Origin of the sequence: Fibrisoma limi BUZ 3 (assembly GCF_000296815.2) — a bacterium.
In the GTDB taxonomy this organism is placed as follows: Bacteria; Bacteroidota; Bacteroidia; order Cytophagales; family Spirosomataceae; genus Fibrisoma; species Fibrisoma limi.
This window is the reverse complement of sequence record NZ_CAIT01000007.1, coordinates 216,223-229,047: the sequence shown is the minus strand read 5'-3', so window position 1 is coordinate 229,047 and position 12,825 is coordinate 216,223. Positions and strand designations below refer to the sequence as shown.

The following is a 12,825-nucleotide window of genomic DNA, read 5'->3' as shown; positions in this document are numbered from 1 at the left end:
GCCTGGCTTAGCGGCCATTTTTTTGTGCCGATTCAATCCGGCTCGCTTCCGTTGTTAAGCGGTTAAGTGTGTAGCAGATGAGCTTATTCATCAGTTGCTTACGACCACCTTCGGTCTGTAAGTTCCCCAGCGTCAGTTCGTGGATGTAGCCCGGCTTAAGCTCATTGAGCGTAATGGATACCGTTCTGCGGTCGGCCGACAGGCGAACACTTGTGACGGGAACCTCGCTGATGTCGGTTTCCGGCGAACCGTAGGTCTGGTGGTATTTGTAGTAATAGCGCCGGAACCGGTAATTGGTTAGCTGCCGGGCGCTTGCTTCGTCGAGCGGCAAGGAGAACGTCAGGTCAAAGCCGGTTGGCGTCAGGTGCATAGCCATAATATCCAGCGGAACACCGCCCTTGTAGCGGATACGTTGTAAACCCCGGGTGCCGAGCCAGCCGTGATCAGTCTGGCCGAGCCACAAACTGCCGTCCGGGGCAAAGGCCAGGCGGTTGTTACCGATGCGCAACCGAGTCGTACCCGAGCCAGCCTTCGCAAAGAACGGAATACACGCACCCTGCACCTGACCGTCTACCTCTTCCAGCAGCACCCGGATCAGGTGCGGGTAGTCCATATCGCCCATGAACGTTTGCCCGGCAAACGGCCCGAACTTGCCGTTGGAATTATCCACCACAATCTGCGTAGGGGAGTGGGCAATCCGGCCGTGTGGTAGTGCCACGGCTTCAACCGTTCGCATGCTGTCGAGGGTTTTGACCGGGAGCGTCAATGGATTGATGTCCGGAAAGCCGTCTTTCCAGACCAGGCTGGCCGGATGGCCGTAGAACTTCCCCTTCTCTACGTAGTAGATCTTGCTGGTGCCAAGCCAGTCACCCTGATTATCGGGTACCAGCAGGCGCCCCTGCGCATCAAACCCAAGGCCATTTGGCGATCGGAAACCACTGGCGTAGGGGTGAATTTTGCCGTCGGGTGTAATCTGCATAACCCAGCCCCGATACGGTACGCACGAATACATGCGGCCCGGCCGACCCAGCGAATCGTACTGCCCACGTAGTTCAGCCCGGATGCCCGCGCCGTTGGAGGCTGTATTCAGGCCGATATACAAATTGCCTTTGGCATCGCGAACAGGGCCAAAGGCAAACTCGTGGTAGTTGCCCGACATCCCGAACTGATCCGTTACGGTTTCGTATTGATCCGCCACGCCGTCGCCGTCCGTATCGCGCAGGCGAGTCAGCTCCGGGCGCTGCATAACCAGCATCTCGCGGTTGTTGATGACCAGAATGCCCAACGGATCGTGTAAACCTTCCGCAAAAAGCTTCCAGATTTTAGTCTTAGGATTGTAGAGCATCACCTCCCCCCGGTGGAAGCAAGCCGCCAGCCGCCCATCGGGCAGAAAGGCGATGCCACCCGTTTCAACCGTCAGGCCGGGCGGGGTCGGGATGGTTTCAACCTCATAATAATCGGAAATGGTATCAGCCGGGGCCGAGCAGGCGAGAACGGCCGAAATGAGCAGGGTAGTCAGCATGATTACAAGGTCGACATGGTTACGGTGAACTGACGCGTACCGGCCGGAATCCGGACCGAACCTTTCGTAACGGGCCCCAGCGACGTCTGGTAGCGCATTCCGTCGTCGGCAACGGCGAACGTAAGCGGTTCCGTCAGCTTGTCAAAGGTGAACGTCCGGATTAGTCCACGCCCTTTTGCTACGGGCTTGATCAACTCCCGAACCGTCACGGCACCGATCGAATACTGAAATTCAGGGTAGCGGTTAACCAGGCGATACCCCCGGAATCGTACGTCCGGTTTGGGCTTTCCGGCGGCCGTCTGAAACGGAAACTCGGTTTGTTCCCGGTAGTAAATGTCGCCGACAATCTTGGTCAGACGCTGGCCCTTGCCTTCCCATTGTTCGCCGTTATCGACGAAGCCGCCCGCCCAGGCGTAGCGGAGTCGGCACGTACCGGCATCCCAGCAATACGACTGCTCCGGGCCGGTACCGACAGCCGGTAGGCCAACGGCGATAGCGGCCGGACTGCAATCGGGCATAAACGTCCGGTAAACGGCCGGAAGCTGAACCGAATAGGGATGGTCCGGCGCCTTCTGCGCGTGGTGGGCATGATCCTCGCTTCCCGACCGATTCGGTACGTTCGGGTCAGCATCCAGGGGCGGCAGGCGTTTAGCATTGTCGACTACATACAGCACACCGTACATGATGGACCCGTGGCCCGGGTACGTACAGACGTACGGGTAAGCGCCCTCGGTCAGGGTTACGGTCAACGTATCGGCATTGCCCGGATCGACCGTTCGGGTATGGGCCAGTACCTCGGGCATGGGTGGTACGTGATCCAGTTTGGGACCGCGTTCGCCGAGTGCCAGGGCAAATTCAACCACCCGGAGCCGGGAGTTGGGTTTGGTCAGCACGAGGTTGTGGGCCATGTCGTCGGTGTTGTGCAGCACCAGACGCAGGCGCGTATTAGGTTTAATGACTAATCGGGGCTGATCGAATTGGAGACCGGTGATTGCTTTCAGCACGATGGTCGTATCCCGACGTACTTGTGCCATTGTCGAGGAACTGAACAAATTGGTCAGTATAAACAGCCAGAAAACAGAAAGTTTGGGCATTGGATGAGCGTAAATGACTAAGTTTATGCAGTTAAACTGCATAACCAATCACCAAATTTACCACTATTTCTAAATGTTTCGCAGCAGGTTTTCTACTGCCTGCACGGGCAGCAACGTACCGTCTTTGATCTGTTCCTCCATCGCTTTTAACTGCTCCGAAACGCCTGCCTGCTGAAAGAAGCGGCTTTCGAGCCGACGCCGAAGATGGCTGCGAAACCACGCCAGTTGCTGCTCCTGCCGCCGACGATCGCGGTGCCCGTTGCGGGTCATCTGCTCCTGATGGTTCTGAATCAACTGCCAGATGTCGGTGATGCCATCGCCGGTTGTTGCAGAACAGGTCAGTACGGGCGGATACCAGCCGGTACCCGTGGGCGGAAACAGATGCAGGGCGTTCTGGTATTCGACGCGGGCACGGTCGGCTGCGGGGCGGTTGTCGCCATCGGCTTTGGTAATGGCCAGCGCATCGGCCAGTTCCATAATGCCCCGTTTCATACCCTGAAGCTCATCACCGGCCCCCGCCAGCATCAGCAGCAGAAAGAAATCGACCATACCATGTACCAGCGTTTCAGACTGCCCGACGCCCACCGTTTCTATGAGAATCACATCAAAGCCGGCCGCTTCACAAAGCAGCATGGTCTCGCGGGTTCGGTGCGCAACGCCCCCGAGCGAGTCGCCCGCGGGCGAAGGGCGGATGTAGGCGTTCGGATCGACGGATAACTGCTCCATCCGGGTTTTGTCGCCCAGCAGACTTCCGCCCGACCGCTGGCTGGTGGGGTCGACGGCCAGAACCGCCAGTTTGTGCCCCTGCCCAGTCAGGTATTTGCCAAAGGCTTCAATAAACGTGCTTTTTCCCACGCCCGGCACGCCCGTAATGCCCACGCGTATGGAATGACCGGTTTGTGTCAGTACGCCATTCAGCACCTCCTGGGCCAGCGCCTGATCATTCGGTAGCCGACTTTCAATGAGCGTGATGGCCCGGCTCAGCACCAGTCGGTCGCCAGCCAGGATGCCGTTAATGTATTGATCGGGCGGGAGTCGGTTGCGCATGGGCATCAAGTAGTCGGTCAATCAGATCCAGAAACGGGGTCAGTTCGGTGGTACGTTCGGTGAGCCAGAGCATCCGCATTTCGGCCTTCTGCGGTACGTCGGTTAATTCGATGGTTTTAATGCGTAAATTCTGGCCTCGTAGTGTAGACGCGGGTTCGATGGAAATGCCCATCCCCGCTTCGACCAGCCGCAGTACCGTACTGGAATACGCCGATTCGTAGGCAATATGGGGCAGAAATCCGTACGACTGACACAGCGACTGGATGCTTTCAACGTAGCCGATGCCCTCCGGCAACGGTGGTAGGATAAAATCGTCGTGGGCAAACACCGAGAGGTTTGTGAAGGTTTCAGCAGTAATCGGGTGGCTTTCAGGTAGTATCACCACGAAGTTTTCGGCATACACAATTCGACTGCTGATGTCAGCCGGGGCAATGACGTTGGGCGAAAAACCGACGTCGATCTCCCGGTTATGCAAAGCCGCCATCTGAAACCGGTTGGTGGTCTCCATCAGCAGCGCCCGCAGGTCCGGGGTTTGCTCGCGAATTGTTGCCAGCAGCCGTGGCAGGATGGACTGCATCGCCGAGCTGGCATGGCCAATACGAATTTCGCCTGCTTCACCCCGGTGAATCTGAGCGGTTTTTCGAAACGCTTGTTCCAGTTGCTCGATCAGTCGCCGGGCTTCCTGTTGCAGATACGCGCCGGCTGGGGTGAGCGTTACGGTACGTTTGTCGCGACGAAACAATTGAGCACCTACTTCACGCTCCAGTTGCTGAATCTGCCGGCTCAGGGCCGGTTGCGCAATGAATACGGCTTCGGCCGTTCGGCGGTAGTTCAGCGTTTCGGCAAGCGCCAGAAAATGCTTGAGCTGGTAGAGATCCATTGATGCGTTTCTGGTATCAATTCATCAAAATTAAGTATTTCCGGTTATCACAACGATTCGTTTGCTTTGAGTCATGAACGAACGACTGCATACCGCCTATTCGCCCGAGACGTTTCGAGCACAAGCCCATGCGCTGGTTGATGTACTGGCTGATCACCTCGCGCAGGCCGAAACCGGTCAGCAACCGACTCTGAACTACCTCGACCCTGACGATCAACTGGCGTACTGGCAGGCCGATTTTAAGAAGCCGGTCAACGCGGACCCGTTGCCGTTGCTGCGCGACATGATCGGGCGGTCCATTCATCTGCACAACCCGAAGTTCATGGGCCACCAGGTGACACCCCCGCTGCCGCTGGCGGCCCTGACGGGTTTGCTGACCGGACTGCTCAACCAGGGTATGGCCGTGTACGAAATGGGCATGACGGCCAACGCCTTCGAACGTATTGTGACACATTGGCTGGCCGGTCGACTAAGCCTCGGCTCCGAAGCGGGTGGCCTGCTGACGTCAGGCGGAACGCTCGCCAACCTAACGGCCTTGCTGACAGCCCGGGCCGTGGCGGCTCCAACCGATGTCTGGGAGAACGGTACGTCGGACCGCCTGGCCATTATGGTGTCCGACGAGGCCCATTACTGCGTGGACCGGGCGGCCCGGATCATGGGCCTGGGAACGGACGGAATCATCAAGATACCCACGAATGACCGCTTCCAGATGCAGACGGAATTGCTTGAGCCGTATCTGGAACAGGCAAAAGCACGGGGCCTGACTGTGTTTGCCGTAGTAGGTAGCGCCTGCTCTACGTCCACCGGCTCGTACGACAACCTGATGGCCATCGCTGATTTTTGCACCAAACACAACATCTGGTTTCACGCCGATGGGGCACACGGGGGCGTAGCGGCCTTGTCGGATACGTATCGACCGCTGGTGCAGGGCATCGAACGGGCCGACTCGGTGGTCGTTGATTTCCACAAAATGATGATGATACCGGCCCTGGTCACGGCAGTGCTTTACAAACGGGACACCGACTCGTACCGGACGTTCCAGCAGAAGGCGCAGTACCTCTGGGCTGATGCGAACGCGAAGGACTGGTTCAACTCAGGCAAGCGGGCGTTCGAGTGTACCAAGCTGATGATGAGCGCGAAGGTGTACGCCGTATTGCGGACGTACGGTGACGAAATCTTCACCGAAAACGTGGATACGCTTTATGGCCTGGCTCGTCGGTTTGCGGGGCAGATTCAGCAGCGGGCGGGTTTTGAACTGGCCGTTGAGCCGGAATCCAACATCGTGTGTTTTCGCTACGTTGGCGACTTGACCGATCCGGGCCAGCTCGATGACTTGAACAACCAGATTCGTCGGCAGTTGCTCAGGGACGGGCAGTTTTATATTGTGCAGACAACGTTGCGGGGCCGGGTGTACCTGCGCGTTTCACTCATGAATCCACTCACTACCGACGACCATCTGGCTACGTTGCTGACGGAAGTAGAACGGCTGGGTCGTGCCTTTAGCAAGAAAGACGCTATCGTGCTATGAATAGAGGAAGCAAACTGACAATCGGTCTTATCACCCTTTTAGGGGCTCTTCAACTGGTTCACGCCTACACGACGTACCTTCAGTTTGGACGCATTGACTGGCTCAAAATGCTGGCTGCCCTGCCGTGTTTCGGCGTGTCGATCAGTGGGTATTTCTGGCTGAAACGTAACCCGCACCGGACTGAATAAGCCTGATTGAACAGGTTGGTTTGTGAACGTTGTGTCAGGTTTGGGAACCTGACATAATGAATGATACAGATTAAAGTTTGTAGCCAATATTGATGCCAATCATTGGAATAACACTTAGTTCTTTAAACCTAGTCAAGGCAACCTGCCCTGATGCAACTAAACGCCTTGTAACAGTGTGTGAATAGGTCGCTTTTGCATGAAAACCAGCATCAATCTTTTTCACGTAATTGCCATCAACTAAGAGGTTTGTTACTTCGCCATCGGGAGTCAAGGTGTAATCAATTCTTTGATATGTTTTGTCGGTTCTGTGCCATAAGGACGGGCCTAGACCTATGGTAACAAGGTTTTTAGCGGTACGGATTGGTGTAAATGCCACCGTTAAATCGCCAGTTATCCGCCTTCTGAAGTTGCTGTTAACATAATAATCATTTGCAATGTTGATTCGATTGTTGCTCTCAAAATAACCGGAAGATATAGACACTGCCAGCTTATAAGCAGTGATAAATCGAGTATATGCAAATTGAAAATGTGGACCAGTTGCATCAGGAGCATCTAATTTCAAATAATTAACTCCAAACGATACAGAATTTTTTGGCTTATCGGGTAATATTGACTGCCCGTTTGCACATACAGAAAGTATCAGTAACAAGAACAAAAAAATTTTCATAAGCTGAGAAGGTAGAATCAGTTACTGTTAATAAGTGGCTAATGGCTAGTTTTCAATGTATCATTTTTTGTGATGTTAGGCTTAATACCCGACACCACAAAAGAGCAACGAAATGCAAATAACTCAATACGATGACCTATTCTTTAACAGGAGCTGTCGCTCTAGAAGTTGCTGAGCACTCGCAAGCGACTAAGGTAAAAATTGCAGAAAAGCCAGCTTTCTAAACCTTTGCATAAGCTGTATTTTAAAAGGTTGTGTTTTGTAACTTATCATATGTCATATGCTAAAATATATGAATGACACCTGGTAAGCTTTGAACTTATCCTGCAAAAATACTTCTTAGTGAATCCTGTAAGCCTTGATAAAACTTACTATTTCCTGCATTAGGACCGCGGGTATATTTGTCCTGGAATGAATCGTAAAACCGCATGTTGCATCATTAGCGTCTTCAGCAGAGTCAAGGCTTACTTCCGCTCCCCAACTAAGTCCGTAATCATACGATAGTAGTAATTCTCTTAGTTCTTGAGAGTCAATCAGACTTCTTAGGTTTGCCACTTCTTGATTAGATAGGCCGGTCCATTCAAGACTAGTCATACTTTCGAACTCAGAAGTGTGTTTGAGCACATTGAAATCCTGTCTGATAGGCGATCCAGGTAAAATATTGGTAGGGCCTTGATCCTTGGTCAAGGGTGGGTACACTCTCCAGTTGCTATCCATACTGAAAGCCGTTTGTGATGTAGTATAAGTGGCTAATGGTAAGCGTTATCCATAGTAGCGGAAGTAATAATATTGAAATCCACACCGCTCGGTAGCCCCGTAACTTCTGGGCTTAAAGATTCTCACCAACTTCTACAAATAAGGGTGAAGCTACTGTCCCCGTGTTACTTTCGTAAATTGATACGGATCGTATTCGACAAAGTCGCTGGCTTTGATTTCAACCCCCTGCACCGTATTGCCATTGATCGTGAATTTGGCTGGGAATACCCCGAATGCCTGATTGGAATAGGTCATTCGAAACTCGTTGCCGTCCATGTAATCGAGCGTGGCGGTCAGGTTGGGGTGATGTTCGAAGGCTATTTTCAGGCCATCGCCGTTGGGGCGGATGGTGATGGAGCCGTACAACTCATTCCGATACGTACCGGCATAAGCAGCCAGCGGCAAAGTCGGTTTATTCTTCTTCGCTACCCGATTGGCCAGAGCCTCCAGTTCCTGCACCTGCTTTTGTTCGTCGGGTTTGATCAGATTGAGTAAGAACCGGCTACGGTCCGTGTACGGAACGCCCAGGTATGCGTCCATAATCATGTAGCGCAGAAGTTCGAAGAAGTTCTGATTATCCTGGTTGGTCAGGATGGTGATGCCCAGCTTCTCCTCGGGCACGAAACAAGTGTTGGTCACGAATCCAAAGGCCCCACCCGTGTGCGCGTACACCTGACGACCGTTGTGATCCGACATGATCGTGCCGAGCCCGTATGCCTGGAAATGCCGCGGATACACCGTCGATTTGCGGCTACCCATGATCGTATTGGCATCGCGGGTACGTTGCAAAACCCGCCAGGGTAAAATCTGCTTACCGTCAAAACGACCGCTGTCGAGCTGCATTATCAGCCACTTGCTGAGGTCGTTCACGCAGGAAACCATGCTGCCCGCCGGGGCCAGGTTGTCAACGTTGTCGTAGGGCAGACGGACCAGTTTTCCGTCCAGGGTGAAGCTGGTTGTGTAGGGGCGGGCTATGTTCGGTCGTCCTTCGGCACCGGCGGTCAGCATGTACGTATTGGTCATGCCCAGCGGCCGAACAATGTTACTTTCGACGTATTGCTCCCACGATTGCCCCGCCACTTTCGGGATGATTTCGCCTGCCGTCACAAAACCCGAGTTGCAATAGCCGTAATCCTGCCGAAATTGTCCCGGTGGCTTTAGCAGCCGCATTCGGTTGATGACTTCCTGCCGCGACAGGTTTGTATCCCAGAACGTAAAATCACCCTGAAAGGTCTTGGTGCCGAGCCGGTGGCACAGTAGGTCGCGGACCGTGACCAGTTGCGTAGCGGCCGGGTCGTAGAGTTTATAATCCGGAAAGAACTTGGTGACCTTGTCGTTCAGCGACAGCTTCTTATCGTCTTCCAGTTTGGCCAGCGCCGTGCCTGTAAACAGCTTGGTGTTCGACGCAATCAGAAACAGCGTGTTTTCGTCGACCGGATCGGTTTTGCCTACTTCACGAACGCCGTAGCCTTTGGAAACCACCACTTTCCCGTCTTTTACGATGGCTATGGCCAGCCCGGGAATCTGCCAGTCGGCCATGCCGCGTTTGATGTACGTATCGAGACTATCGGTGATAAATGCCGGTTGGGACTGAGATAAGGCCTGGCTGGTCAGGCAAGCTAGAACAAACAGAAAAGCGATGGGGCGACGCATGACGTGGAAACCGAGATGATGTGTGCTTCACAAGATAATACCCGCTACCAAAATAAGCGCTATTTATCACCGGCCACGGCGTTTTTTGTGAAGTTCTGCCCCAGGAACGATGTATCGGCTCTCGACCATAGCCGCCTTCAGTGATGCGCTGGCCAGCTCGAAGTAAGTCTGTGCTTTTAGTTTTTAGCTGATGAAGGCGTTGGAAACTGACTAACGCCCGTTCGGAGTGCAACGGGTTATTTCAGCAACGTAGCTGGAACTCCGCCCACGTGCGTTTCGCCACGGAATGGTGGACAGAACGAACGTAGTAGGCAGGGCTTCTATGTTTCGGTCATTCATAAAAAAGCCCTGAACCGTCGTGATTCAGGGCTTTTTGTGATTTTATAATCTGAATTATAATTGCGGCTGCTGCGCTACCTTGCTCTCGTCAACGTACACCGGCCGACGATTGCGCATGAAGATGTATAACCCAATAAAGGCAACGATCAGAATACCCGGGAACGTAACCATTTTGGCCAGCGTAGCCTGACCAGCAGCGAGTTCCAATGCGTCGCCTGTCAGACCAGCCGCTTGCTTTTCGACCCGCTCAGCGTCAATCCAGCCGCCGATAATCGGCTGAAAGATCGATGTTGAGAACATACCTACACCGCCCATGACCGACATGCCAAGTGCGCCCGAAGCCGGAATCCGTTCGGCTACAAAACCAATCATCGTGGGCCAGAAATAACATACGCCAATGGCGAAGAAAACGGCCGCTACGTAGGCCATCGGGCCCGTCACGCTGCTGAAGAGGTAAATACCAATGGCTGCAAAAATCGCTCCGCCGAGCAACACGCCCGTCTGGTCGAGCCGGTGAATGATAGGACCACCAAAATAGCGACCAACGGCCATCAAACCCGTTACCAGGGCCAGAATCAGCAGCGGGCTGGCTCCAGACTTACTCATAATCAAACCCACCCACTGTTGCGGACCAAATTCGCTGATAGCCGTCAGGGCCATGCAGCAGAACATGAAGATATAGAGCGGGGTGAGCATCGCCCAAAAATTGCTGCCCAACGAAGTTGAATCGGCCATCTTGGCCTTGGGGAATGTCTGGCCGAAGAACAGGAATGCGTAAATCAGCGTCGGGATCAGAATTACCCAGATCTGTGCCTGCCAGGGTAGGTTCAGATTCTCAGGACCCATGAACAATGAGATCAAACTACCCACCACGATGCCGCCGGGGAACCACATGTGGAATCGGTTGAGCATCTTGTTCATGGTGATGCCCGAGTACATGTCGGCAATCATGGGGTTACAGGCCGCTTCCGTGCAACCGTTGCCAATCCCGATCAGGAACGTTGAAATCAGCAGTGTTGTGTAACCACCGGCATAGATCGTCAGCAGAATCCCCATCAGGTGACACAAAAACGCGATCTGCATGATTGTCTTTGGGCCAACGGAGTAATACACCAACCCCCCAATAATCATGGAAATGGGAAAACCCAAAAACCACATGGAGTTGATAAAGCCCAGTTGTTCGGCAGACAGATTCAACTCCGACCCTAACTGAGCCAGAATACCGGCCCGGATACTGAACGAAAAGGCCGTGGTGATAAGTGCGAAACAGCTTGCGTAAAAAAGCCGTGTTTGATTGACGGTTAGGTTCATTGTATGCAGAAGAGGGGTTTGGATGAAACAGGTTTCAACAGTAAAGCGCCAATCGTTGCAGTTTTACCAACAAAAAGGCACTCTCTGTGCAAAATTTCCGAAAAAAAAGTAAAACCGCTAATTTCCCGCCACAAAAAATGGCTAAATCGGGCCAGAATCTACGGCATATTTTTCTGCCTTTCATCCTATCATTTCTTAAACCGCTCATAATCAACAACACAACCTATGCATAGGAAATTACGAATGGGTATGGTCGGGGGTGGCCTCGACGCGTTCATTGGGGCTGTTCACCGGCGCGCGGCCGTATTTGATCACGAAATCGAACTGGTTTGCGGGTCATTCAGCGCATCGCCCGAAAAATCGAAACGTACCGGTCAATCACTTTACCTGCCCGACGACCGCATTTACGATTCGTTCGAGGAAATGATTCAGCGCGAAAAGGAACTGCCTGAAGGGGAGCGGATGGATTTTATCTCTATCGTTACGCCGAATCACCTGCACTTCCCGCCAGCTAAACTGGCCCTCGAAAACGGTTTCCACGTCATTTGCGACAAGCCCATGACGCTGAACTTGCAGGAGGCAAAGGAGCTGGCGCAGATTGTCGAAAAATCAGGGCTGGTGTTTGCCCTGACGCATAACTACACCGGCTATCCGATGGTCAAGGAAGCCCGCGAAATCGTTCGCAGCGGCAAGCTTGGCCAGATTCGCAAAGTCGTTGTCGAGTATCCGCAGGGCTGGCTGTCGAAATATGAGGAAGGGAATGATTACAAGCAGGCTATCTGGCGGACAGACCCGGCCCGTTCGGGGGCGGCTGGTTGCATGGGCGACATCGGTACCCATGCCGAAAACCTCGCGGAGTATATCACCGGTTTGAAAATTACGGAACTGTGTGCCGACCTGACCACCTTCGTGCCCGGCCGCCTGCTCGACGACGACGGCAACGTACTGCTTCGGTTCGACAATGGAGCCAAGGGGGTGCTGCACGCCAGTCAGATCAGCAATGGTGAAGAAAATGCCCTGAAAATTTTTGTCTACGGTGAACTGGGTGGGCTGGAGTGGCACCAGATGGAGCCGAATACGTTGCATTACAAATCGCAGGAGGGGCACCGGCTTATCCGGCCCAATGTCGGTGAGATGTCGCCCGCGGCTAAGGCGCACATCCGGCTTCCGTCGGGGCACCCCGAAGGGTTCTTCGAGGCCTTTGCGAACATCTACCGGGATTTTGCCTACGCTGTGAAAGCTCACATGAACGGTGAGCAACTCGATCCGGTGTATGACTTCCCCAGCGTGTACGACGGCGTTCGGGGCCTGGCGTTCATCGAAACCGTCATTGCCTCCAACCAGTCGACGGAGAAGTGGACGAAGTTTGTCCAATGAGTGAATGAGCGAATGAGTGAATTAGCGAATGCTTGGTTTTAGTTTGTCAGAATGATGTATCATACCCCTGAAGAAAAAGCTGAATTTGCCGAAAGCATGGAAAGGCGCTTGAAGCAGTTTTTGCTGAGATGCATCCAGGTTTTTAGGAAACTGCCCGACTCATACGAAGCCCAGCACTTTGGTAAGCAGCTTGTTCGCTCATCTTCTTCTGTAGCCAGTAATTATCGGGCTGTTCGTCGCTCGCGTAGTCAGAATGAGTTTTTTGCTAAGTTAAGCATAACTGTAGAGGAACTCGATGAATCTGTTTTCTGGCTGGAAATGTTGGTCTTCACTGACATTATAGCGGCTGATCGTTTGTCTGATCTCTTGGATGAGGGTCAGCAATTGCTGAAAATTCTGTCAAAATCACGGAGTAATACAAAATAGGCGCTGCTTCGGTGGCCCGGTAAACATTCACTAATTC

At 53.3% G+C, this 12,825-nt stretch carries 11 protein-coding genes; 4 read left to right on the top strand and 7 right to left on the bottom strand.

Annotated features, from left to right (window positions below; all coding sequences use genetic code 11):
- Positions 1-7: 7 nt before the first annotated feature.
- The 4 genes from BN8_RS17235 to BN8_RS17220 form a co-directional block, all read right to left on the bottom strand.
- Complete coding sequence (locus BN8_RS17235; protein WP_009283196.1) at positions 8-1,522, bottom strand: PQQ-dependent sugar dehydrogenase; 1,515 nt, start codon at positions 1,520-1,522, stop codon at positions 8-10.
- A 2-nt stretch (positions 1,523-1,524) separates the two neighbouring features.
- The gene (locus tag BN8_RS17230; RefSeq protein ID WP_144051776.1) at positions 1,525-2,556 is read right to left on the bottom strand and encodes a plastocyanin/azurin family copper-binding protein; all 1,032 of its coding nucleotides are present in this window, start codon (positions 2,554-2,556) and stop codon (positions 1,525-1,527) included.
- A 129-nt stretch (positions 2,557-2,685) separates the two neighbouring features.
- A complete protein-coding gene (gene meaB, locus BN8_RS17225) occupies positions 2,686-3,663 on the bottom strand; it encodes a methylmalonyl Co-A mutase-associated GTPase MeaB (protein WP_040006202.1) in 978 nt (325 codons plus the stop codon).
- Positions 3,629-4,543, bottom strand: coding sequence for a LysR substrate-binding domain-containing protein (locus tag BN8_RS17220; RefSeq protein WP_009283193.1), 915 nt, complete (start codon positions 4,541-4,543; stop codon positions 3,629-3,631). The genes meaB and BN8_RS17220 overlap by 35 nt, the downstream gene beginning before the upstream one ends.
- A 73-nt stretch (positions 4,544-4,616) precedes the next feature.
- On the opposite strand from BN8_RS17220, the gene BN8_RS17215 reads away from it, so the two are divergent.
- Together BN8_RS17215 and BN8_RS17210 are read left to right on the top strand one after the other, a co-directional pair.
- Positions 4,617-6,071, top strand: coding sequence for a pyridoxal phosphate-dependent decarboxylase family protein (locus BN8_RS17215; RefSeq protein ID WP_009283192.1), 1,455 nt, complete (start codon positions 4,617-4,619; stop codon positions 6,069-6,071).
- A complete protein-coding gene (locus tag BN8_RS17210) occupies positions 6,068-6,259 on the top strand; it encodes a hypothetical protein (protein ID WP_009283191.1) in 192 nt (63 codons plus the stop codon). Before BN8_RS17215 ends, BN8_RS17210 begins: the two co-directional genes overlap by 4 nt.
- Before the next feature lie 70 nt (positions 6,260-6,329).
- On the opposite strand, the gene BN8_RS17205 is transcribed toward BN8_RS17210, so the two are convergent.
- The 3 genes from BN8_RS17205 to BN8_RS17190 form a co-directional block, all read right to left on the bottom strand.
- On the bottom strand, positions 6,330-6,926 hold the full coding sequence (locus BN8_RS17205; RefSeq protein WP_040006201.1) for a hypothetical protein: 597 nt from the start codon (positions 6,924-6,926) through the stop codon (positions 6,330-6,332).
- A gap of 867 nt (positions 6,927-7,793) precedes the next feature.
- Positions 7,794-9,335 carry a serine hydrolase gene (locus tag BN8_RS17195; RefSeq protein ID WP_009283189.1) on the bottom strand — a complete coding sequence of 514 codons (1,542 nt, stop codon included), beginning with the start codon at positions 9,333-9,335 and terminating at the stop codon, positions 7,794-7,796.
- A 393-nt stretch (positions 9,336-9,728) separates the two neighbouring features.
- Positions 9,729-10,985, bottom strand: coding sequence for an MFS transporter (locus tag BN8_RS17190; protein WP_009283188.1), 1,257 nt, complete (start codon positions 10,983-10,985; stop codon positions 9,729-9,731).
- Between the two features lie 243 nt (positions 10,986-11,228).
- Here BN8_RS17190 and BN8_RS17185 point away from each other — a divergent pair, with 243 nt between their 5' ends.
- Complete coding sequence (locus BN8_RS17185; RefSeq protein ID WP_040006199.1) at positions 11,229-12,362, top strand: Gfo/Idh/MocA family protein; 1,134 nt, start codon at positions 11,229-11,231, stop codon at positions 12,360-12,362.
- Positions 12,363-12,413: 51 nt separating this feature from the next.
- Positions 12,414-12,788, top strand: a complete 375-nt coding sequence (locus tag BN8_RS17180) for a four helix bundle protein (protein WP_051041092.1) — start codon at positions 12,414-12,416, stop codon at positions 12,786-12,788.
- Positions 12,789-12,825: the final 37 nt, after the last annotated feature.